Origin of the sequence: Heliomicrobium gestii (assembly GCF_009877435.1) — a bacterium.
Taxonomy (GTDB): domain Bacteria; phylum Bacillota; class Desulfitobacteriia; order Heliobacteriales; family Heliobacteriaceae; genus Heliomicrobium; species Heliomicrobium gestii.
On record NZ_WXEX01000003.1, the window covers coordinates 49,568 to 73,078 of the forward strand.

The window sequence follows — 23,511 nt, forward strand, 5'->3', positions numbered from 1 at the left end:
GAGATAATACTGTCGGACTAGGGTGCTTATTGGCAAAAAAAACCGCCGCCTTATCGATGCTGGCGGCGGAGGCGGCGATGGTGTTGGGATCAGACCTGAAACTGTTCTACCGCTTCACGCAGATCCTCGGCCATTCGCAATAGGCTATGGCTGGACGCGGAGATCTGTTCCATCGATGCGCTCTGTTCTTCTGTAGCGGCTGAAACCGACTGGGATTGTCCGGCAATGTCCCGGCTGATCTGGTCGGCCTTTTTCATCATAGCCTCCACCTGTTGACCGCCGGCGGCCAGTTGCTCGATGGCGACCGTTATTTCCCGGACCTGAGCGGCAACCTGAGTCACCCGCTCAGAAATAGTCATGAAGGCCTCCCCTGCCCGGTGAACGACTTGAGCGCCCTCGGTGACCTCCTGCGAACCGGTGTTCATCGAATTGACGGCAGCATCGATCTCACGGCGAATCTCTTCAATTAATTCGGCAATCTGGCTGGCCGAGCCCTGCGACTGTTCGGCCAGTTTGCGCACCTCCTCGGCCACGACGGCGAAACCGCGGCCCTGTTCGCCCGCTCGGGCCGCTTCGATTGCGGCGTTTAAGGCCAACAGGTTCGTCTGTCCGGCAATGCCGGCGATCAAATCAACGATCTGACCGATGGCCTGGGAGCGTTCATCCAGGTTGGCAATGACGCGCGCCAGGCCGGTGACTGTCGCTTCGATGCGGCTCATCTGATCGGTCGCGGCGCTGATCGCCGTTCGGCCTTCGGCGGCGGCTTGCGATGTCTCCTCGGTCAAGGCGGACACCTCATGGCTGATCACGACCGCTCGATCGGTGCGGGCGCCGATCTGCTCCATGACAGAGCCCGTCTCCATCATCGCCTGCTGTTGAGCATCGTTTCCTTCGGCCACCGTGGTGATCGATTCGGCCACCTGGGCCGAGGCTTGGGCCGATTGTTCCGCCGCGTCGGAAAACTGCTGGGACGATTCAGCCAGGTTTGCGGAAGATGTCTTGATCTTCCCGATCAATGCTTTCAAGTTGCCCTGCATCCGATTCAAGGCCGAAGCCAACTGGCCGAACTCATCCGATGAATGGATATCGATGGCGGCGCGCAGATCGCCGGCGGCAAACTTGTCTGCGTCGGCCACCATCTGCTCAATGGGGCGGCGGATCATGCGGGGGAAGAGGTAGAGGGAGGCAGAGCCCGCGATGACAGTGATCACGATCAGGGTGAAGGAGATGGTTTCATTGAGGTTTGCGCCGGAGTGGGTTGCTGTGATGCTGTCGTTAAAGCGCTCCTGGTTGAATTGGACAAAGTCGTCCAGGGTGGCCATGATCTGATTTGTCTTAGGGACGAGGCTCTTGGCAATCGTCTGACTCTGATCATGATGGGAGCGATAAGTGATGATGTCATTGCCGGAGAGGGCGGCATGTTCCTCCTTGGCGGAGGGCATCAGTTCGTTGAGGACACCCTCGCGCCAGTTGGCTGTGGCCGTCTTCAATTGGAGCGTTTTCTCTTTGCGATCTGTCACTGCTTTTTCGTAGAGCCTATCTTCCATGGCAAGGACATTGTCAATCTTCTGCTGATACTGGGTCCGGTACTTTTCATCGCCATAGGTCATGTAACCGCGCAGATCGGCGACAGCGCTTTGGTACTCCGCCTTGATGTTCAGGACGAGGATCAACCGATCATTCGAAAGAGTCAGTTCGTCGAGATGGGTGGAAGAGGTTTGCAGCGAGTAATAGGAGTTTCCGCCCAAGAGCAGCACAAGGGACAGCATGAGGACAAAGCCGAGACTGATCTTTTTGCTTACATTCAGTGTCATCACCAGGTCTTCCTTTCGTGTGCTATGATAGAAAGCTATGAAAAATTAAAAAAACAACCAATACAATGACTTTTCGATAAAAAACAAACATATCCTTTTGGGTAATATATCCTCACTTCTTATTGCCAAAGATGTAAAAAAGCAGCCCCGGTTTTGGAAAACTCCAAACCAAAAGGGCTGCGTGATAGCGGAGGCGGATAGGAGGACGCCCGCAGTATTGCTAGGGTGTCTTTTTCGCATAGGAGGCAGGATTTTTTTCCAGCAGCGCCGCCGTCGGGCAGACGTTCAGACAGATGCCGCAGTGGTTGCAGGAACTATCGCCTCTTGTATCGGCCAGCGACATCCGTCCGAACGAAGGGCAGAGCCGTTCACAGGAACCGCAGCCGGTGCATTTTTGCTCATCCCGTTGGAAAAAGGGGTTGTCATCGTTGAGGGGGAGGGTCGGGACCTTCACGGCAGGAAAGAGCGGAAGAGAGGGATGCTCCGGCAGCAACGCCAATTCTCCGGCGAATTCGACCTTGTAATCCTGCGCATAGCGGCGCAGCGCGCAGATTTTCTCTTTGGCGCATTCAGCGCATTCGATCCGGTGTCTTTGGAGCATGCGCAGCAGGTTGGCCCGCCGTTCATCGTCGACGGCGGGGCTCTTCAGGCGCACCGCCAGTCCTTCTCGGAGCGGCAGGGCGCAGGCTTTGACCAGCCGGCCAGTCGACTCTTCTTCCACGATACAGAGTCCGCACCCGCCTGCTTGATGGAGGCTGTCTTCATGGCAGAGATGGGGGATGGAAATGCCCATTTCACGGGCGAGTTCAAAGAGGGTCATCCCCGGCTTGCCTTGCAGGCGTTGTCCATCAATGGTGACGCGCAAAAAGGAGTTCTCTGTCATCAGCGGCCTCCCGGAAGCTCATGCCGTTTTTTCTCTAGCATGATCCTGAGAGGACAAAAAATACCCCGACAAGGATGATGACGACCGACAGGGCTCGCGAGAGGCTTTGCCGTGTCATCAAGCGCAGTTTGCGCGACAGGAAGTAGAGAAAGAGGATCAGGAAAGCGAACCATAGAGCGGTGCCCAGCAGCGCGCCCAGGTAGGCGGCGATTTTTTGATCCACTTCCGGCAGGGAAGACATAAACAAAAGGATGGGAAAGTAACCCAGGGGATTAAGCAAAGAGCCGATGACGCCGAGCCAGCAACCGCCTGTATGGAAACCGAAGGGCCTTGCTTTCACAGTAGAAGCCAACCCCATGACGATCAAAAACAGGCCGGAAAACTGCTTGAAGATCGCGCCGGGGTTCCATTCCAGGTTGAAACCGAAGGAGAGCGCGCTCAGGCAGAGGAAGATCAGATTGTCTGTCACCAGCGTCGCCAGGGCCATCTTGACCGCTTCCTTGCGGGAATAGCTGAGACCCGATTCAAGGATGTACAGGTTGGGCAGATCGGGAGAAGCAGAGATGGCGACGCCCAGGAAAAAACCCATGACCAACGCATTCATGGCGACCACCTCACCTGCTAGAACATATGGAGCGACCGGTCTACCCATGCCACTCTCGGGCTACTGGCGATTTTTCTCCGTCAGGCGTTGGTCGAAAGGCGTCGATGGAGTAAAATGGGGGGGGAATCACGCAAGGAAGGTGAACAGAAAATGACAGTGAATCCCCAAGCATCTGCGCTCCAACCGGTCCCGCCCGCACTGCCGGCGCCCAGCCTGCAGGAAGCGGTGCAGGCCTGGGAGGCCTTCGGTTTTTTTCGCCCCCTGCTGGAAGATGAGACCGTCCGGTTGGCCCGCCGGCTGTGTCAGGCCTTTTACGGCCTTTCCAGTCCCGAGAGGGACGATGCCTCGCCCCTGAGTCTTTACTGGAATTTGTTTGAACGGCTTGTCGGCTATGGCGAACTGAGCCGCACACCGGTCATCGGCGATGCCTGGCAGAACTACTTCCTGGACAGCTTGCTTTCCGTGGAAACCGCTTTTTCCCGCAAGGCCCAGTATGGCGACGAAGGCCTCGGGGCAGCCATGCGGGAGGGCGTGGCTCAGGAACTGGCAAACTTGCAGACCCTCTTCCGGTTGTCTGCCGACTGGTGGCAGGATCAGGCGCAACGGGCTTGCGGAGGAAGCGCGCCGGCATGGAAAGACGTCCGGCCCCTCGCTGAAGAGACAGGCTCGTTGCCGCAAAAGGCGCGATGGGCGATGAAAACGGCGCTGGCCGGCTGCCCGGATTGGCGTGAGGCGGCGCCGGCTCTGGCCCACTATCACAGTGAATTTGGGTCCGGCGTCTTTTCCGATTACCTGGCCTTTCGTTGGGAGGGGCAGTTGACCGGTCTCACCCGGCCCGATCCGATACGCCTGGAGGAGTTGGTCGGCTACGGGCGCCAGCGCGCCGAGGTGATCGAGAATACGGAGCGCCTGCTGGCCGGTTTCCGCGCCAACAACGTCCTGCTCTACGGTGATCGCGGCACCGGCAAGTCGTCGACAGTCAAGGCGCTGATCCATCGCTTCGGTGACCGCGGCTTGCGCCTTGTCGAGGTCCCCAAAAGCCGCTTGGCTGATTTTCCTCTCATCGTCAACGAACTCAAGGAACGGCCGCAGAAGTTCATCCTCTTTATTGATGACCTGTCCTTCGAAGAGGGCGAGGACGCCTATAAGGAGATGAAGGCGGTCCTTGAGGGAGGCATCGCCGCGCGGCCCGATAATGTGGCCATTTACGCCACCTCCAACCGTCGCCACCTGATCCGGGAGGTGGTCGCCGATCGCCAGCCCACGTTCAATGATGAGGGCGAGCTGCGACCCGGCGACACCTATGAAGAGAAGATGTCCTTGGCCGACCGCTTCGGGATCACCGTCACCTTCCTGGCCCCTGGGCAGGAGGCCTATCTGGAGATCGTCGAAACCCTCGCCCGGCAGCAAGGCGTCGAGATGGAAGCGGAAGAACTGCGCCGGCTGGCCTTGCGCTGGGAGATGCGCCACAACGGCCGTTCCGGCCGGACGGCGCGCCAGTTCATCGATTCATTGGCCCAGGAGAAAAGGTAACCTGTCGCCGGGCAGTCGGCGCCCTGGGACAAAAGACCTCCGCTGGCCCCGAAGATTATGAAGAGCGATCGGAAATTCAGTTTGCATGGGGGGATTGCCATGCGGCGTTACATAAAAGGGGAGCGGGAAAAGGCTGGTGTACGGGGACTCTTGCGGCGTGGATCTTTCGCCGCGATTCGATGGGTGATGGTCCTGATGCTGGCCGTTGCGGCGGCGGCTGCGGCGGCTGCTGCCGGAAATAGTCCTTCGGCGGCGAGCGCCGAAGCTGCCGCCGCCCCACCGGACAAGGTCCTTTCAGTGGTCCAAAGCCGTCCCGACATTGCCGTCGAAGTCAACGGGCGCAAACTGGCCCTCTCACCGCCGCCCCTGCTGGCTGATAATCGCCTGTTGATCCCGCTCCGCGCCGTCGGGGAGGCCATGGGCGGCCGGTTCACCTGGAATGCCGAGATGCGCACTGTCGAGATTGAACAGGCCGGGAGCGCGATCCGCCTTTGGCCCGATGTCGCCTATATCTCCGTCGACAACAGGATGCGGCCCATCGACACACCGCCGATCTTGCGGGATGACCGCCTCTTCGTGCCGCTGCGCCTGCTCTGCGAAACCTTCGGTGACGACGTCATCTGGGACGGGCCGGCACAGACGGCGCGGATCACCCTGAAAGGAACGGTCGCCGATGCGGGAATGGCCTATTCTCAGTCCCAGGACCTGGCGGTGTTCGGTCTGCGCCTCGGCGACGGCCTGGAGCGTGCCCGCTTCCTTCTGGGCGAGCCTCGCCGGATCGATCCGGGGGAATACGGTTTTAACTGGTGGGTCTATAACAGCGATCCGGCCAGATTGGTCATGGTCGGCATCGGGGAAGGCCGTGTCCGGGCGCTGTTTACCGCCGCCCAGGCGGTGACGGTGGGCGGTGTGGCCATGGATGCGCCGCGGACAGCCATTGAGGCCCGCTATCCCTTGAAAGCGACAGTGAAAGCCCAAATCCCCGAAGGGGAGGTCGAGTTCCGGCTCTCCGATCAGGACCTGAAAGAACGTCCCCTATGGACCGACGGGGAAAAAGCCGTCATTTTTTATCTCGACAGCGCGAGGGAAGGCCGGTTGGCCGGTATCCTCCTGATCGAGTCGGACTTGTTGAAGGCGGAAACCCAGTACTCCTACCAAGCGAAGGTAAAGCCGGGCATGACGCCGCTCCGGGCGAAGACGCCCGGTGGCGAGGAACTGCAAAAACTGACCCGAGGCTATGAGCGCCAGGTCCTTGACCTGACCAACGCCATCCGGTTGTCACGAAAAAGCGGCACCCTCCTTTGGGATGAAGATATGGTCGAGATGGCCCGCAGCCATTGCCGCGATATGGCCGACAACCGGTTTTTCAGTCACGATTCGCCGACAAAAGGATCCTATGATCAACGGGTCACCCGGTCCGGCGTTCCCTATCGCATCGCCGGCGAGAACCTGGCCAGGGGCCATGTGGACGCCATCCAGGCCGCCTATTCCTGGTTAAACAGTCCGGAACACCGTGAAAATCTGTTGAGCAATGAGTTTCGCGCCCTGGGCGCCGGCGTTGAATTTGGGCGCGATGAATCGGGAAGAACAGCCCGTTATTACGCCCAAGAGTTCGTGACGCGCAAGTAAAGGGCGAAGCCAATCATGGCGCCTCCCTCAGGATAAGCCCCCTGTCTTTTCGGCAGACTAGCCGGAAGGAGGGGGTTTTTTCATGGCTGAAAAGACGATTCTTGCCTTTTTCAGTTCACCCGAGGCGGCCGAAGCGGCCAAGCGACAACTGGTCGATCAGGGCTATGGGACGGTCCAGGTGGACCGGGTCAGCCACATGCCAAACGCCGGTTCAGCAGAGCGGGTCTTCAGCCCCTTGACCGGCGACGAGCGACGCAGCCTCACCTCGCTGGTAGAGGGCATCGAGCGGGACAATGACACCCGGGTCATGGCCGCCGCCATGCCGACAGCGTCGGGGATGGCCGATGGCGCCACCTTCGTATCGGGCGAGAACTACCTCGTCACCGTTGTCTGTGACGGCGAACGGCAAGAGGCGGCCAAGGGAATGCTTGCCTCCTATGGGGGCAACGTGGACGCCTGATCGGGCGAGGTGCTCATTACGACAGCGGCGACTGGACGCGCAAGGAGGCTTGCCAATATGGATCGTTGGTTGGGATGGCCCGTCGACCGGATCCTGATCCTGTTTACGTCCTTGGCCTTCGCTCTGATTGCCATTCAGGTAACCCTGTTCCACTACCGGCAGAACTTTCGCCACTATGCCATGTGGGGACCGGTCATCGGCCTGCCTGTGGCGGCGCTGATTGGATTGGCCTTGACCATCCGCGACGCCCCCATCTGGCGCTGGCTCTTTTTCATCGCGCTCACCGGCGAGATGCTCAGCGGGCTGATGGGCTTTTACTTTCACGCCAAGGGAATCAGCCAGCGTGTCGGCGGCTGGGGAGTCAACAATGTGCTGGTGGGGCCGCCGCCGGTGCTTCCGATTGTGGTGTCGGCCTTGTCGTTGCTGGGGCTGCTCGCCCTGTACCTGTGAGGAGGGGAGCGCCATGACTGTGAAAACCATTTATCCCGAATATGACGTGATGCAAGAGAGCCCCCACTGGGATGAGAACACCCGTGTGCTGGTGCAAACACGATTGCAGCCACCGGCGATGCCCCAGGTGTTTACACCCCTCGAATTTTCCGTCTTGCAAGCGGTCATTGGCCGGCTCGTCGATGAGAATGACGAGAACTTGATAATTCGCGTGGCGGGGCAGTTGGACCGCCATCTCTCGGAAAAGCAAGGCCAGGGCTATCATCCCGTCACAGAGCCGCCTGAGGAGCAACTGCTGCGGGGCGGCTTGGCCTGGCTGGACGCGACTGCCTTGCAACTGCACCAGCGATCGTTCCTGCAACTGGCCCCTTGGGAGATGGACGATGTTCTCGGCAAGGCCCAGCGCGGGGAAGTGACCTGGACAGGCCTGTCATCGCAAGACTTTTTTAAGAAAATGCTTCGGACGGCCATCGATTTCTTTTACTCCCAGCCGGAGGTCTGGTCGGAGATCGGCTATGGCGGACCAGCGTACCCGCGCGGCTACTACCGGATTGAATACGGGTTAAAAGACCCTTGGGAACCACGGCTCGACCTGGAACGGGTGGAGGAGCGGGCCAAAGACGGTTTGGGACCTGGTCCCGTTCGGAGGGTGGACCGATGAACCATCAAACCGGCTTGGCCTGGAAGTGGCTCGAAGAAGAGGTGGACGCCGTCATCGTCGGCGCCGGGGCGACGGGGGCCGTTGTGGCCAGGGAGTTGGGGCAAGCGGGGCTGCGGGTGGTGCTCATCGAGGCGGGGCCCTATTGGGAGGTGAGCCGCGATTTCGTCAGCGACGAGTTGCATATGCGGCGAACGGCCTGGCGCTACAAACGGCTGACAGCCGGAACCAACCCGCCCGAACTGGGCCACAACACCTCCGGTTCCGGTGTCGGCGGCGGAACGCTCCATTTTACCGCTGTCGTCCCCCGCTTCTTTCCCTCCGATTTTCGCGCCCGCTCCACCGACGGGGTGGGAGAGGACTGGCCCATCGACTACGCCGATATCGAGCCCTACTACGGAAAACTGGAAGAAGAAATCCCCGTTTCGGGGCCAAAAAACTACCCTTGGGGCGCCTTCCCCGGTCCCTACCCCTACCCTGAGAGGGAACCGATCGCCGGAACCCACCAGGTGTTGCGCATCGGCTGCGAAAAGCTCGGCATCAGCAGTTCTATCGCCCCCCTGGCCATCCTGTCGGCGCCCTACCGGGGACGGCCGCCTTGCATCAACCGGGGCTTTTGCGCCCAGGGCTGCCTGCCCAATTCCAAGTTTTCCACTCTGATTCACCACATCCCCCAGGCCCTGGACGCAGGGGTGGAACTGCGCCACGGCTGCATGGTCAATCAGGTGCTCTGCCGTCCCGATGACCGGGTGGAAGGGGTGACCTTCCTCTTCAACGGCCAGGAATACCGGCAACGGGCGCGGGCGGTTATCCTCTGCGCCTCGGCAATCGAGACGCCCAGGCTGCTCTTGATGTCCGTTGACGGCCGCCACCCCAATGGCCTGGCCAACAGCAGCGGCATGGTGGGCAAGTGCTTTATGCTCCACTCGGGCCACGAGGTCATGGCGAGATTTTCCGAGGAGATCCTTCCATATAAAGGGACTCCAGTCCTGGCCTTGACCCAGGAATTTTATGAGACCCCTGCCGATCGCTCGCGCGCTCGCGGCTTCACCATCCTCGCCCATGGCTCACGACCGCTGGCCTTCATGAACATCGTCGCCAAGGCCACCGGGTTGTGGGGGAAAAACCTGCGCGAGATCGGCCGTGACTATAACTACTTTGCACGCTTGTCCATCGTCGGTGAGACCCTGCCCAGCGAGAACAACCGGATCAGTTTGTCCGATCAGAAGGATGAGGTCGGTCTCCCGGCGCCGCAGGTGACCTTCACCTTCGGAGAAAACGACCACAAGGTGATCGCCCAAGGCATCGAGATGTGCAGGCGCATCCTTGAAGCCGCCGGAGGCAAGGTGGAGTTTGTGGCGCCCGATACGTCCCATATGCTCGGCGGTTGCCGGATGGGCGATGACCGCCAGCGCTCTGTCGTCGACAGGTGGGGGCGCGCCCATGACCACCCCAACCTGTTCATCGCCGATACCTCCCTTTTCGTCACCTCAGGCGCTTCCAACCCGACCATCACGGCCATGGCCTTGGCTTGGCGGACGGCAGACGCGATCAAGGAAGCCTTCCGGCAGGGGGAACTGTAACATCGGCCTGTCGTCATCGTCAGGCTGCCGGGATGTGGGTACCCCGTCTTTCCATGCCAGGGAGGACGGGGTTCTCGTTTATCGACAGGCAGGGACGGCAAAGATAGGGGGGAGGAAACGGCAGGAGCGAGGTGAGCGAGTCGTGGAAGAGCGTCGGGAAGACTTTTTTAGGGGCCTGTTGGCGGCGGTACTGATCAGCCTGCCTCTATGGGGCCTGATCATCGGTATCACATGGATGACATGGCGATAAGGAAAATAGGGTGAAAAAACATACTGTAGCGGAGCAAAGGCGGTCTCGAAGGGAGGCGGCCTTTTTTGATCGTCGCGCTTATGGACCATGAGCGCGCGAGCGGGCGATTCATAGGGTTATTACGGACCGATTGGGTGTGACTGGAATATCATGGAACCGGATAGAAAGGAGTGATGTTGGTTGATCGTTTATTATGTTCGACCGGGCGACACATTGACTGCCATCGCCCAGAGGTATGGCGTCACATTGGAGCAGCTGCTGGCGGCCAACCGGCTGCCGAACCCGGATGTCTTGCAGGTGGGGCAGGCGATCACGATTCCTACACCGGCCTTGCCGGGAGGCCTTTGCCCAACCCTCTCTCTGGGCGCTCGGGGCGCCCAGGTCAGGCGTCTCCAGCAACTGTTAGCCAGGTCCGGTTTCAATCCGGGACCGATCGACGGAATCTTCGGAACCGCTACGAGAAACGCCGTCATCGCCCTGCAGCGACGCCAGAACCGGGAGCCTTCCGGTGTGGTTGAGAGGGCGGAATGGCAAGCCCTGGGTGTCAACTGTGCTCGTCCGCCCATCCCGCCCTTTCCCAGACAGCCGGCACAGCGACCTCCAGCGTCGCCGCAGCCGCCTCGCCGTCCGGCGCCGGCGCCGCCGCGGCCCACGCCGCCGAGACCTGCGCCGCCAGAGCCTGCCCCGCCCCCTACGCCGGCGCCGCCTGCAGGGCCCACCTGTCCCGACCTGGCCCGGGGGAACACCGGGGAGGCTGTTCGGCGTCTGCAACGGCTCCTGGACGCCGCCGAGTACCCGGTCACCGTCACCGGTGTCTTTGATCAGGCGACAGAGAACGCCGTGCGGACCTTTCAATCTGAAGTGGGGATCAATCCCACCGGACGGGCCGATCTGGAGACGTGGCTCTCCCTCGGAGAATCCTGCGGCGATCTGCCCAGGCCGCCTCGTCATCGCATCACCCGCGTGATCAACAATATCCGTTACACCCTGTACACAAACAAGGCCGTCTACCGGCGGGGAGAGCCCATCTTGATCACCTTCATCAAAACCAATGTGGGCGCCCAACCGATCACGCTCAACTATCCCTCTTCCCAGCGGTATGATCTGAATGTGGAGTTGGGATTGAGCGGTATCGAGGTTTGGCGCTGGTCCCGTGGTCGTTCCTTCAATCCCGTAGCAGAGACCATCGTATTGAGGCCGACGGAATATCAGGCCTTCCAGGAAACGTGGAACCAGTCGAGCAACACCGGCCAGGAAATCCGTTACCCCGGACGATACATCCTCACCGCCACCAACCTGGGGACCCGGCAGGGCGTCAGTGTCGAATTCGAACTGCAGCCGGCGGTCAGCGCTTCAGAATCCGAAAACCGGATGGACTGATCGTTCTGACGGGTATGACCGTCACTGGAAAAGGGGAAAGGACGAACCCGTTTGACGCAAAAGACCCGCGTTTTCAGCGCGGGTCTTTTGGTGAGATTCTCTCTGTGTTTTTTTAAGGAATATGCAGGCGCGGTAAAAAGGGGGGGGCAGAGTCAATCACCGCTGGCCGGAGCGCCGCCCTTGACATCACACTCCCTGGGTTCATCGGCTGAAACCGTTGTTTCTGAATCTGCTGTTTCCAGCGAGCCCCGGACCGCTTCCCGGCAGGCGCACAGTTCCTCCGTCAGATCGAGAAGGCGGCAGAAATCGATCAGCGCCGGTTCATCCGGGAAGGTGTTCAGCCGCCTATCGACATCCTGATACCGGTTCACCCGGGAACGCCGCAGGTCGTGCCGGATCCCGGCAAGCAGCGCTTCCGGGTGATGGGCTGTGAGGGCATCGAGGTGTTCTGTCAGCACATCCAGATCTCGCGCCTGTCCCGTCTGTTCCTGCACATCGTCCACAAGGGCGTAAAAACGCTTGCGCGTTCCCTTGGGGAAACAGTCGTAAATCGTTTCCAGGGGATAGCGGAGGCGGCGGAGGCCGATGCGGAGTTGGTGCAACGCCTCCGGGTCTCTGGTCGTCACATAGCGAACATGCTGGGCCAATACCTGGCGGAGCCGGTCACGGATGATCAGGCGCGCCATTTTCGCGAGCGGCTTATCCGGGTCGATCCCCTCAATCTCCCACTTTTTCCTCATCCCGAATCCCCCCTTGCCTTCGACGCCATTGTTTTTTTGGCGGAATCGCCATAATAAAGACCCTTCAGGTCCACACTAAGCAGGTAATTCTGGGAAGAGATTGCTATTCTCATTGTAGCCTATCCCATGCTGGCGCACCAGATTTGTTTGACAGAATTGCGTGCTCTCGGTTATCCTGAACGTTGGTAGACACATCAGCCAGGAGGGAAAAGGTTGCGACGCGTCAAACTTGCCATTCTACATATGCTGCCCCAGACCTGGCTGTCCCGCCAAAGCGGGAAGTGGGCCGCTTCCCGCTGGAGCCGGAGGGCCATCCCCTGGTTTATCCGCCGCTACGGCGTGAACCTGGAGGAAGCGGAAAAATCCTGGCAGGAGTATCGTTCGCTGGCCGATTTCTTCTGCCGCCGCTTAAAGCCGGGCATCCGTCCCGTCTGTCCCGACGACAACATCATCGTCAGTCCCGTAGACGGTCAGATATCCCAGATGGGCGCCGTATCAGCGGGGCGCCTGATTCAGGCAAAAGGGATCAATTACTCCCTCGAACAACTCCTCGGTGACACAGAACAGGCGAGACGATTCACCGGAGGGGAGTTTATCACCATCTATCTGAGCCCCCGCGACTACCATCGCATTCATGCGCCCCTGGCCGGGCGGGTGACCGGGTACGCCTATTGGCCCGGACGGCTCTATCCCGTAAACGACCTTGGCGTGCGCGGGGTGCCCAACCTCTTCGCCCGCAATGAGCGCCTGATCACCTACATGGACACTGACGTGGGACAAGTTGGGGTGATCAAGGTGGGCGCGATGATGGTCGGCAGCGTCCGTGTCGGCTATGCCGAGATCAATCGGCGCAAGCGGGCCAAGTTGGTCTCCGTTACGGAAGGTCCCTATCTGGAAAAAGGGGACGAGTTAGGCTACTTTGAGTTCGGATCTACGGTGATCCTTCTCTATGAACCCGGCGCCATTCGCTGGAAAGCAGGCATTGAAACGGGTGCTCGTCTGAAGATGGGCGAGGAGATTGCGGAAAAAATTATTTGAGAAAAAAGGCCGGCAGATTTGACCGGTCTTTTTTATTTGTATGGCATTATTGGTCAATAAAGAGTCATAATCTAGGGATGAAGTGGCGAGATCTTAATCTATTGGCCCAATTGGGCCATTTTATTTGTATTCGTGAAAGATTCACAAAAAGGAGGGCTCTCCAGAGTTGTGTCGAATTAGCTGTTTTGGGCAAATCCTTCCAAGGGCAGCGCGACAGGAAGCACAGGAAAGCCGCTCCGTAGACTGGGGGTTTGCCACACTATTGGAGGTGTCATTCATGCATCCTTTCCGCCAACCCCTCGAGCTTGCTCGCCTGATCGACAACCCCACGGCAGAGCAACTGCGGGAAATGGCTCGTGGCGAGGAACACACGACAGAGTTTGGCAGTCCCTGTTATGTCTCGGCAGTGCGCAACCGCAGCGCCAAAAAGACCTACCTCGTGGAAGACGGCATCACCCTGGGCGTCGACCAGCAGGGAATCTCCTTGGAAAAAGCGACAGCTTTGGCCGCTGAGGTGCATCGCTACCTGGCTGATAAAAGCGTCATCCGTCTTGACCGGCAGATGGGCCTGGACTCAGCACACAGCTACCACTGCCGCCTCTATATCACCGAGCCCTACGCCCGCATTCCCGCCATGTGGGTACACTCCCTCTTCGCGCCGGTGGACAAGGACAAGGAACCCGATCTGATCAGCATCTATGTGCCCGAGTGGCCGGAACGAATCATCTTTTGCCACCCGGTGGCTGGCATTACATATATCCTCGGCACCGACTACTTCGGCGAGTGCAAGAAATCCTTCCTGCGCATGGCCATGTTCCGGACGAAGCAGAAGGGCGGCCTGGGTCTGCATGCCGGCTCCAAGGTGCTCCGTGTCCGCGACGGTTCAGGAGAAGTGAAGGATATCGGCTTTATCCTCTTTGGCCTCAGCGGCACCGGCAAGACCACCCTGACCATTCATGACCACGGCCTCAACGGTGATGAGCGCGTGATCATCCGCCAGGACGATATTGTGCTCATGGATCCCAACGGCTTTTGCGCCGGCACGGAAGACGGCTTTTATATCAAAACCGACGGCCTCGACAAACCCCAGAAGGTGCTCTACGACGCCGCTGTGTCACCGAACGCCCTCTTTGAGAACATCAAGGTTTTCGAGGGCGGCGTCATCGACTTTTTCAACCAAGAACTGACTTCCAATGGGCGCGGCATCGTCTTGCGCAAGGAAGTGGCCGGCTCGGACGACTCCATTGACCTGCAAAAGGCCCACAAGATCATCTTCATCACTCGACGCAACGACATCGTGCCGCCGCTGGCCCGCTTGAACCCTGTCCAGGGCGCCGCCTACTTTATGCTCGGTGAGTCCATCGAAACCTCTGCCGGCGACCCGACCAAGGCCGGTCAATCGAAGCGGGAGGTGGGCACCAACCCCTTCATCGTCGGTTTCGAAGAGGAGGAGGGGCATCGCCTCCTGGAGATCCTCCGCAACAACCCCGATATGGAATGCTACCTCTTGAATACCGGATCCGTCGGCGCCCATGAGGGCGACGAGGGGGTCAAGCTCTCCATCAAGGTCTCTACGACGTTGATGAAGGAGATCGCCCATGGTCGCATCGAGTGGACCGTCGACCCCGACTGGGGCTACGAAGTTCCTCTCTCCGTTCCCGGCATAGACATCGAGGAACTGATGCCTCGTCACTTCTACAGTGAAGAGGAGTATCAGGCTCGGGTGGAAAAACTCCGCAATGAACGGCGCCAATGGCTGTCCCGCTTCCCAGGACTGGCGAAAGAGGTTCGGGAGGCTGTGGAGAAGGCGTAATGGGAGAGGTTTACGCGCCACCCCGCCTTGTTTGATTTGGACCGTAGGGTATCTATGGCAATGAAAAATCCCTTCTCCGTTTTTTGGCGGGGAAGGGATTTTGTTTTTTAACAAAATCGTATTTCATTTTGCTTGTCGTAATTCTCGGATTTCGGATTCATGCTTCGTGGTTCGGTAGCTCAGTTCTTTGAGAACCGCCGTTACGTCTTCCTGCAGATCGACGATTCGGTTGACTTTTCCCTCGAACCGGTCCATCCGTTCTCCAATTCGAAGGACCTCAGCTCGCGTTTCATGCATATTGTTTTCTATCGCTCTTGTTAATTGGAACAACTCTTTTTGACCTTGTTCCAATCCGGTTTGTCGCTGTTCCATTCTGGACAGCTGTTGCTCCATCCTGGTTTGTCGTTCATCCATTTTGGACTGCTGTTGCTCCATCTTGGTTTGTCGTTCATCCATTTTGGACTGCTGTTGCTCCATCCTGGTTTGTCGTTCATCCATTTTGGACAGCTGTTGTTCCATCTTGGATTGTCGTTCATCCATTTTGGACAGCTGTTGCTCCATCTTGGATTGTCGTTCATCCATTTTGGACAGCTGTTGCTCCATCTTGGATTGCCGTTCATCCATTTTGGACAGCTGTTGCTCCATCTTGGATTGCCGTTCATCCATTTTGGACTGCTGTTTTTCCATTTTAGCTTGCCGTTCATCGAACTTAGACAGCCGTTCATCCATATTACCCTGTCGTTCTTCTATCCCAGTTAATCTTATTTTCATCTCTCTGATATCGGTCTTTGTGAGTTTGATTTCGTCTAGAATCTGACGGAGAATTGTCTCGCTCATTCAGAACCTCCTCATCCAATGATCGCGAATCAGGTCAAATAAAACGTAAAAATCGCATGTGTTGCCATAACGATGACTGAAAATCATAGGTGCTACGCAATTCTTCTGCGAGTTTTCGACTAGTTCAGTCGTCTTATACATAAATGTTCGTCGCTTGCGGACGCCTTTCCTGCGATCGACCCCATACTTCATTTTAAAATAAAACAAGCCCTTCCTATTTTTGCTAACAGGTAGGGCTTGCCTGCAAAGCTATCCAGTTAAAACGTCTCAGGCTCGTCTCCCTTCTTCGGCGTCGTCTTCTTCAACTCCCTGCCCTTCTTCATAAGACCAACTCCATCACCGTTGCCGCTGATCTCCCGCGCATACTCCTTGATCAGTTTACGGATCCCCCGCCCCTCGATCCGGCTCACATAACTGCGAGAGATGTTCAACAGGTCGGCCACAGTCTGCTGCGTCTTTGGCGTCCCGTCGTCCAGACCGTAGCGAAGCATCAAGATTTCACGCTCTTTTTTGTTCAGGCGTCGGCGAACCTTATCCTGAAGGTCTTCCACCTCAAAGGAGCGCTCCACCATCTCAGAAACAGTGTCGCCGTCGGTGCCGAGGATGTCGCTGTAGGTCATCGTGTTTCCGTCCTTATCGACACCGACAGATTCTTCGAAGGATACCACCCGGGAATCGCGTTTTTTGTCCCGAAAGTGCATGAGGACTTCGTTCTCGATGCATCGCGAGGCGTAGGTGCTCAGGCGCACCTTTTTCTCCGCTTTGAAGGTGTTGATCGCCTTGATCAGACCGATCGTGCCGATGCTGATCAACTCTTCAATCTCTTCGTCGTTGGAATAGTACTTCTTGCAGATGTGCGCCACCAGCCGAAGGTTGTGCGTTATCAATTTTTCTCGTGCTTCTGCGTCGCCGCTGGCCGTACGCGCGATGCATTCCGCTTCCTCCTCGACCGAGAGGGGTTTCGGAAAAGAGTTGCTGTTCAGACCGCCGAAGAGCGTGGCAAAGCCCTTGAGCAGTAACGTCAGAAAGGCGGCAACGCATGCCGTTACCAATCGATCACCCCCATACTTGATTCCACTTTATGGAAAAATATGGAGGCTGGTGCGAGTCCACAATAAAAGCGTCCTCCCAAAGGGAGGACGCCACAGTTATCTCGTGAAAATGTGTTTGCCGATGCGATTGATTTGGGGCCGACTCCAGATCCAGCGGCTTGTCGCTGTGGCTGGGTTAAAGTAGTAAATGGCGCCGCCGCTGGGATCCCAGCCGGCCATAGCGTCACGAGCCGCTTTGAGACTGGTCTGGTTGATGTTCATCCAGATCTGCCCGTCATCGACGGCTGTGAAGGCGCCCGGCTGGAAGATCACACCCGATACGGTGTTGGGGAAGACGGGGCTGCGAACACGGTTGAGGATGACGCCGCCAACGGCCACCTGCCCCACATAGGGCTCTCCCCGGGCCTCGCCGGTGATGCAGCGCGCCAGCATCCATACGTCATAGGACCTTGGCCAGCCCGGTCCGATCGCCTGGGCTTCCGCCGTTTCGATCTGTGGTCCGAACTTCTCCAGGAACTGGGCGTAGGTCATCGGCAACGATGGCTCGCTGTCAGGCCACGGGAAAAGCAGCATCGACAGGATCAGCAGGAGGAGCCCCGCTTTTCCACCGATTCGAAGCGTTTGCATCATAGACCCCCTTTTTTGATTCAAATCGATTCGTCAATCCATTTTCGGGGATAGTATGGGCGAAAGGGCGGGAGTCCATGCAAAAGCGATGACGAAAAAGCGCCCCTGCGCATGGGCCCATTTTTCTCTCGTAAGAAAGAAGGTTTTTTCCCCGTCGCATGGAATTGCAAGGGAAGGAAAGCCCCAAGCCGCTGAGCAAGCTCCCTCCCGTCATGAACAAAACGACACAGCAATCAGGTGATATTTTGAGCGCCTCCTACAAGCAATACCGCCTTTTCGCCACCGCAGCGATGCTTTTTTTGCTGATCTTTATGGGGCGATTCGCCATTACCGCCGAAGGATCCGGCGCGATCGACGCTCCCCAAGGGGAAGCGATCAAGACGGCCAAGACGGTCCTTGTCGTCTACCCGACGCCGCGACTTCTGCGAGGCACCCTGCCCTGGCAGGAGCGCGATTGGCCTGTCATGTTGCAAAACCTCCTCGGTCACTTTGACGTCGAGGTGACCCTTCGCACCAGCGGGGAGTACCAAGAAGGCGATCTGGCCCGTTACGATGCTTTCGTCTACATGGGCGCCTACACGGAGAAAGTGCCCCGCGCCCTGTTGCGAGACGTAACCCGTTCCCAAGGACCGGTCATGTGGCTGGGGCGCAACATCGGGCAACTGGCTGTCGTTGGCGGTCCTCGTTGGCAGACTCGTCTTTCCGAGCGACAGACGATCACCTACACCTACAAGGACAAACGGCTGGGTGAGGATCATCCGGTCCAGTGGAACTTGGTTGAGGAAAACCCCGCCGAGAGCGATGTTTGGGCCTGGGCCGACTGCCCCCAGGGGCGGTACCCTTTTGGTTTGAAGGTTCACCGCTTCTGGTATGTGGCCAATACGGATCTGAACAGCCAGGCGTATCTGTTGGTGGCCGATCAACTCTTTGATTTTTTGGGACATCCTCCGGAAGGGAAGCGTTGGGCCAGCTTGCGCATTGAAGACGTTCATCCCTTGCGTTCGCCCGAGATGCTGCGCCAGTTCGCTGATACGCTGAAAAGCCGGAACATTCCTTTTATGGTCACCGTGGTTCCCGTCTATATAAACCCCAAAACGGGGGAAAGAGTAACACTGCCGGAACGCCCGGAAATGGTTGATGCCCTTCGATATATGGAGGCTTCCGGCGGCACGATCCTCGTTCATGGTTTGACCCACCAGGTGGGGGATACGGAGACCGGTTGGGGTTTTGAGTTCTGGGACGCCGATGGGGAACGACCGGTCATCTCGCGGCGCTATCTCGATTGGGCGGAGATGCGGTGGGATCGCGCCATCAATGATCTGCGCGCCCTCGGTTTGCGTCCCCTGGGCATTACCGTTCCCCATTATGCCATGCAGGCCGAGACCTATCGCCAACTGCGTGATCGGGTCGATCTGCTCGTCGGCTGTCCGCAGATCGCCGGTTATTCCAGGCTGACCCAGAAGGTGCCCTATCTCTTGAAAAAGGACCGGAACGGCTATCAGGTGATACCGGAGAATATCGGCTTTTTCGATTATCGCCAGGCCGATCCGGTAGCGCCGATGCTGGAAGCGGCCGATGAGGTCGCCCTGGTGCGCGACTGCGCCGTCGGCGCCTTTTTCCACTCTTTTCTGGACAGCGGGCAACTGGCGCAACTGGTTGATGGTTTGCGCCACCAGGGATTTACCTTCCTTGACGCCCGGAGCCTCCCGGTTCGGGAGGTGCTTCCCTCCGCATCGCCGGAGCGGGCGATCGGCGCGATCGACGATAGGGCTGTTTTCTCCGATCCCATCGTGAACGGCGATGCCGTGAACCCTGCTCCCAGTCTATTGCTTGGAAAGGTGGCAGCAGGGGCAGCCGATGCGCTGCCGCTGACCGGAGTTATCTTGACTGCGCTGATTCTGTCAACAGGCATTCTGGTCATCGGCACAAGGTTGGTAGACGCTGTGTCTTCGACTCCATTCCAATCGAAGGCACAGAAAAAGCAATGAACAAAAAGGGAGGTAGGGAAGATGCGCTTTGTGCTGGAGGAGGCTGCAGCATCGTTGCTGCTGTCGCCCGAGGAGTTTCGGGAAGTCCTCGAGATTTTTTTCGAAGAGGCCGAGAAATCACTGGCGGGTATCGACGCTGCGCTGCCCAAAGGGGATGAGAAGGCGCTGAAAGCCCTCTTTCACGATTTAAAAGGGTCTGCCTTCAATTTTCGTATAGATGAAGTGGGCGAAAGGGCGAAAACCCTGGAGGCCTGCGCCGCAACAGGCGATTGGGATCGGATCCATCGAGAATTTCCCCTTCTCCGGGATGAACTGGTTCAGATCAAGAGGATGGTGCAACCACGGTAGAAATCGTTTTTTTGATGGAAAAGGAACTGCTTTCATGTAAAAACGGCGGAAATCATGAAAAAAGCGCTGCAATGTGCTAGCATAGAAGCAACTGCATCATTGTTTTGATCATCAGTGGTCCCGAAAGGCGGGTTCCGGCATGATATCATTTTTGTCGCGCGAACAGGACTACATTCTTTTTAGCTACGGCCTCGGTCTGATCATGTTGGTGTCTGTAGCAGGGAACCTGCGTCAGAGTGAAAACCGGCAGTTTTCCTGGGGCTATTTTGGGTTGTATGGTTTTTCCCTCGGTTTATCCACATGGCTGGATCTGATCGCTTGGGATTTTGGCGATACGACCCCCTTGGCTGCTGGGCGGTTGTTGTTATCGTTGACCGCCTTCATTTCGCTTGTCCTTTTTGTTAAAAGCGGCTTGTCCCAGCAAAAGGGATCGACGCGGACGACTCCAGTTGACTTCCTGTCCGCCATTTTGGTGATCACAGCCTTCGTCATGGCTGGAATGAGCGCCGGCATGGCCGGCTTAACCGTGATTGCGCGCTACGGTTTGATGTTCTTGGTATGGTTAGCCGCCGCCTGGGCTTTGGGTCGTTGCGCCCGAGAGGAAGAGCGGCAAAGGGCCCGCGCCTTGTTTGGCGTGGCCGGCTTCCTCCTGTTGCAGGCTCTTTTGGCCTTTATTGCGCTGGTGGTTTTTTTCACTGGAAATCGACCGAGTCTGCCGTCTCTGATCGCTGTCATCGGGATACCCATTGCGGCCTTGCAACTGTTGCCGGCCATGGGAGCGGTCTCTTTTCTCGGGTGGTATGCCTGGTTGGTTCATGGGCGGGAGCGTCGCCCCTTCATGACCACGGGAAAGTATGGTTGGTGGCGTCCTCTGGCCGCGCTCTACCTGTTGCTTCTGAGCGGCTGGTTCGCTACAGAAATGATCGGCGATGTCGGTGAAGGTCATGCTCGCGAAAACCTCCTGAAGCGAGCGAAGACAGCCGCGGCAGCTATTGATGGGAATATGGTGGCCCGTCTTTCGGCGACAGAGTCTGATCTGGACAATCCCGAATACCGTTCCCTGCGGGAACGGGTTATCGCTATGCGAGGAGCCAACGAAGATGCCCGTTTTGTCTACCTCTTAGGGAAAAACGAAGAGGGGCTGTTCTTTTTTCTTGATTCGGAGCCGGAGAGTTCGGAGGACTACTCACCGCCAGGAGAAAGGTACGCCACTGTGTCACCGCAGTTGCAGGAGAGCTTCGACACCGGTGAGGCTTTTGTCGAGGGACCGCTGCAAGACGATTGGGGAACCTGGGTAACAGGTCACGCTGTGATCCGCGATCATACGACAGATAAGGTTGTGGCCGTTTTTGGCATGGATGTGAGTGACCGCCAGTGGCGAATGACCATCGCCGGTTACCGGATGGTTTCGATCATCGCCACGCTGGCCTTGTTTGGCGTCGTGGAGATTTTCTTCAAGGCCCTATGGTCTACCCGCCGGGCGGCGGAAAAACTGCGGGAGCATGCGGTCCTGGTGCAGGGCGTTGCGGAAGGCTCTCAGCGGTTGTTGACGGTCAGCGACTACAACCAAGCCATCCAGTCGGCCCTCGCCAGCCTGGGTCAGGCGGCAGGCGCTGATCGCGTCTACATTTTTGAACACCATATCCATCCCCAACTTGGAGATTGGGCGATCAGCCAGCGTTTCGAGTGGACAAGGGATGCTGTTTCGCCACAGATCGATAATCCTGAGTTGCAGAATTTCTCCTACAGCGCCCATGGTTTCCTCAATTGGCGCGACGCCCTTGTGGCGGGGCAGCCGATCAGTGGGAGTCGCCGGACCTATTCCGCGGCAGAAGAACGAGTCTTTATTCCGCAAGGGGTGCAGTCATTCCTGGTGGTGCCCATCGTCGCCGGCGGAGACTGCTGGGGCTTTATCGGATTTGATGATTGCGGCCGCGAGCGCAATTGGACCGCCTACGATAAGACGCTTCTCGCAGCGATGGCCGCCGGCATCGGTGGCTTTATCGAGCGCAAAGGGGCGGAGGATGAATTGGCGAGAGCGCGTGATCAGGCGTTGGAGGCGTCGCGGCTCAAATCGGAATTTGTGGCCAATATGAGCCATGAGATCCGAACGCCGATGAACGCCATTATCGGCATGAACGAACTCTTGCTGGAGACAGATCTGGATTTGCAACAGCGTGATTTTGCCGAGATCGTTCATCAATCGGCAGAAGGGTTGCTCCGGATCATCAACGATATCCTGGACTTTTCGAAAATTGAAGCCGGGAAAATGACCCTCGATGAAGCAGCGTTTCATCTCGCCGATACAGTGGAAAGCATCGCCGACATCTTGGCGGCGGGGGCGCGAAAAAAAGAATTGGCGCTGAGCTTGTTCGTCGATCCGGCCATCCCTGCTGTGCTCCATGGCGATGAGGGTCGGTTGCGCCAGGTCTTGTTGAACTTGGGGGGGAATGCCGTCAAGTTTACGGAACGGGGCGGTGTCACCATCCTGATCACACCGGTCGACGGGTCATCTCATGTCCTGCGCTTTGATGTGATCGATACAGGCATCGGTCTTTCCCCGGTGGCGCGGCAGCGATTGTTTCAACCCTTCACCCAGGCCGACGGGTCGACGACGCGCAAGTATGGCGGCACCGGCCTTGGTCTCTCCATATCTCGCCGCATCGTTGAAGGGATGGGTGGGGAGATTGGCGTGGAAAGCGAATACGGGCGGGGGGCGCAGTTCTGGTTTACCCTTCCCTTTGCCGCAGAGGCAGAACCGGCGCAAGCGCCAGCCGTCATCCGGGAAAAAAGGCTGCTCATTATCGCCGAAGGTGGAACCGGCGTCACGCTGACCCGCTACGGCCAGGCGTGGGGTCTCCATTGCCATTGTGTCGGCAATGAGGACGAGGCGGTGAGACGGTTGCGAGAGGCCAGTGAGGCGCAGGCGCCCTTTGATTTTGTCATTGTCGATGATGCGCTGCCCCATCAGCGCTTCTTGGAAACAGCCCTTCGCTACAGAGAAGGCGACCGACGTTCCGCCTTCATCCTGTTGATCGAAATCGACGGACGGGAGCGGGGAGAGGCGGCGCGGGACGCCGGTTTTTTCGACTACCTGATCAAGCCGGTAAAAGGAGCGAAATTCGCCGCCTCTCTGGCGAAGGCAGTGATGCCAGAAGATCAGCAGAGGGACAAGGAAAACTGGCAAGGGCAGCAACCGGAACCGATCGCGGCGGAGATTGGCGACCCATCGTCGTCGCATAAGGGAGAAATCCTGGTCGTCGAGGACAACCGGTCGAACCAGAAGTTGGCCCTGCTTCTGTTGAAACGGCTGGGTTATCAGGGCCATTCTGTGTCCACGGGACGGGAGGCCCTTGCGGCTGTGGCGGACCGTCCCTATTCGCTGGTGCTGATGGATTGCCAGATGCCGGACATGGATGGATATGGGGCGACTGAAGCCATCCGGCGCCGGGAGAAGGAGAGCGGAGGCCACCTGCCCATCATCGCCATGACAGCCAACGCCATGAAAGGAGACCGGGAACGTTGTCTCGCAGCCGGCATGGATGACTATCTGACCAAGCCGATCCGTCCCGACAAACTCCGTGAAATATTGGAACAATGGCTGTCTTTTTCGAATAACTCCTGAAAAAAGATGGATTAACCTGATAATGGAAGAAACCTGTCGTTTTCAGTTGCATTTCACCGAAAATGACAGGTTTTTTTATCTGAAGCGACAAAAGGCGAACCTTATCTTTGATAAATTTGCTGTAGGCTAAACCCTTGGAACGTTTTTTTCTTTTAAGCAATCATTGGGAGAAGCGAGAAAATATATAGTTTCACTTAAA

At 57.9% G+C, this 23,511-nt stretch carries 18 protein-coding genes and 1 pseudogene; 12 read left to right on the forward strand and 7 right to left on the reverse strand.

The features are described 5' to 3' along the window. Positions 1-89: 89 nt before the first annotated feature. The 3 genes from GTO89_RS04090 to GTO89_RS04100 form a co-directional block, all read right to left on the reverse strand. Positions 90-1,814, reverse strand: a complete 1,725-nt coding sequence (locus GTO89_RS04090) for a methyl-accepting chemotaxis protein (protein ID WP_161260801.1) — start codon at positions 1,812-1,814, stop codon at positions 90-92. A 220-nt stretch (positions 1,815-2,034) separates the two neighbouring features. Continuing rightward, entirely contained in the window at positions 2,035-2,697 is a 663-nt protein-coding gene (locus GTO89_RS04095; protein ID WP_161260802.1) for a 2Fe-2S iron-sulfur cluster-binding protein, read from the reverse strand. 34 nt (positions 2,698-2,731) lie between these two features. Then, complete coding sequence (locus GTO89_RS04100) at positions 2,732-3,301, reverse strand: hypothetical protein (protein WP_161260803.1); 570 nt, start codon at positions 3,299-3,301, stop codon at positions 2,732-2,734. A 150-nt stretch (positions 3,302-3,451) separates the two neighbouring features. Here GTO89_RS04100 and GTO89_RS04105 point away from each other — a divergent pair, with 150 nt between their 5' ends. From GTO89_RS04105 to GTO89_RS04135, 7 genes are all read left to right on the forward strand, one after another. After that, the gene (locus GTO89_RS04105; RefSeq protein ID WP_161260804.1) at positions 3,452-4,834 is read left to right on the forward strand and encodes an ATP-binding protein; all 1,383 of its coding nucleotides are present in this window, start codon (positions 3,452-3,454) and stop codon (positions 4,832-4,834) included. A gap of 99 nt (positions 4,835-4,933) precedes the next feature. After that, positions 4,934-6,463: a CAP-associated domain-containing protein gene (locus GTO89_RS04110; protein WP_161260805.1), complete on the forward strand. Its 1,530-nt coding sequence runs from the start codon at positions 4,934-4,936 to the stop codon at positions 6,461-6,463. A gap of 82 nt (positions 6,464-6,545) precedes the next feature. Continuing rightward, on the forward strand, positions 6,546-6,923 hold the full coding sequence (locus tag GTO89_RS04115; RefSeq protein ID WP_161260806.1) for a hypothetical protein: 378 nt from the start codon (positions 6,546-6,548) through the stop codon (positions 6,921-6,923). Between the two features lie 57 nt (positions 6,924-6,980). After that, entirely contained in the window at positions 6,981-7,373 is a 393-nt protein-coding gene (locus GTO89_RS04120; RefSeq protein WP_161260807.1) for a hypothetical protein, read from the forward strand. Positions 7,374-7,386: 13 nt separating this feature from the next. Beyond that, the gene (locus GTO89_RS04125; protein WP_161260808.1) at positions 7,387-8,034 is read left to right on the forward strand and encodes a gluconate 2-dehydrogenase subunit 3 family protein; all 648 of its coding nucleotides are present in this window, start codon (positions 7,387-7,389) and stop codon (positions 8,032-8,034) included. Beyond that, the gene (locus tag GTO89_RS04130; RefSeq protein WP_161260809.1) at positions 8,031-9,614 is read left to right on the forward strand and encodes a GMC family oxidoreductase; all 1,584 of its coding nucleotides are present in this window, start codon (positions 8,031-8,033) and stop codon (positions 9,612-9,614) included. The genes GTO89_RS04125 and GTO89_RS04130 overlap by 4 nt, the downstream gene beginning before the upstream one ends. A gap of 430 nt (positions 9,615-10,044) precedes the next feature. Then, complete coding sequence (locus tag GTO89_RS04135) at positions 10,045-11,244, forward strand: peptidoglycan-binding protein (RefSeq protein ID WP_161260810.1); 1,200 nt, start codon at positions 10,045-10,047, stop codon at positions 11,242-11,244. Positions 11,245-11,396: 152 nt separating this feature from the next. Here GTO89_RS04135 and GTO89_RS04140 read toward each other — a convergent pair whose 3' ends face one another. Then, the gene (locus tag GTO89_RS04140; RefSeq protein ID WP_161260811.1) at positions 11,397-11,984 is read right to left on the reverse strand and encodes a CHAD domain-containing protein; all 588 of its coding nucleotides are present in this window, start codon (positions 11,982-11,984) and stop codon (positions 11,397-11,399) included. A 213-nt stretch (positions 11,985-12,197) separates the two neighbouring features. Here GTO89_RS04140 and asd point away from each other — a divergent pair, with 213 nt between their 5' ends. Then, complete coding sequence (gene asd, locus GTO89_RS04145) at positions 12,198-13,022, forward strand: archaetidylserine decarboxylase (protein ID WP_204758208.1); 825 nt, start codon at positions 12,198-12,200, stop codon at positions 13,020-13,022. 277 nt (positions 13,023-13,299) lie between these two features. Next, entirely contained in the window at positions 13,300-14,835 is a 1,536-nt protein-coding gene (locus GTO89_RS04150) for a phosphoenolpyruvate carboxykinase (ATP) (protein WP_161260812.1), read from the forward strand. A 123-nt stretch (positions 14,836-14,958) separates the two neighbouring features. Here the strand turns inward: GTO89_RS04150 and GTO89_RS04155 are convergent, their stop codons facing one another. From GTO89_RS04155 to GTO89_RS17280, 3 genes and pseudogenes are all read right to left on the reverse strand, one after another. Next, a complete protein-coding gene (locus GTO89_RS04155; RefSeq protein WP_161260813.1) occupies positions 14,959-15,672 on the reverse strand; it encodes a coiled-coil domain-containing protein in 714 nt (237 codons plus the stop codon). 257 nt (positions 15,673-15,929) lie between these two features. Next, positions 15,930-16,724 (reverse strand): RNA polymerase sporulation sigma factor SigK, encoded by a 795-nt coding sequence (gene sigK, locus GTO89_RS04160; RefSeq protein ID WP_161260814.1) that lies wholly within the window; start codon positions 16,722-16,724, stop codon positions 15,930-15,932. Positions 16,725-16,820: 96 nt separating this feature from the next. After that, positions 16,821-17,165: pseudogene (locus GTO89_RS17280) on the reverse strand (cell wall hydrolase); the annotation flags it as partial. Positions 17,166-17,509: 344 nt separating this feature from the next. On the opposite strand from GTO89_RS17280, the gene GTO89_RS04170 reads away from it, so the two are divergent. From GTO89_RS04170 to GTO89_RS04180, 3 genes are all read left to right on the forward strand, one after another. After that, the gene (locus GTO89_RS04170; RefSeq protein ID WP_161260816.1) at positions 17,510-19,339 is read left to right on the forward strand and encodes a DUF2334 domain-containing protein; all 1,830 of its coding nucleotides are present in this window, start codon (positions 17,510-17,512) and stop codon (positions 19,337-19,339) included. Positions 19,340-19,360: 21 nt separating this feature from the next. Further along, positions 19,361-19,687, forward strand: a complete 327-nt coding sequence (locus GTO89_RS04175) for an Hpt domain-containing protein (protein ID WP_161260817.1) — start codon at positions 19,361-19,363, stop codon at positions 19,685-19,687. Positions 19,688-19,826: 139 nt separating this feature from the next. Next, positions 19,827-23,312, forward strand: coding sequence for a hybrid sensor histidine kinase/response regulator (locus tag GTO89_RS04180; RefSeq protein WP_161260818.1), 3,486 nt, complete (start codon positions 19,827-19,829; stop codon positions 23,310-23,312). The last annotated feature ends 199 nt before the right edge of the window (positions 23,313-23,511 follow it).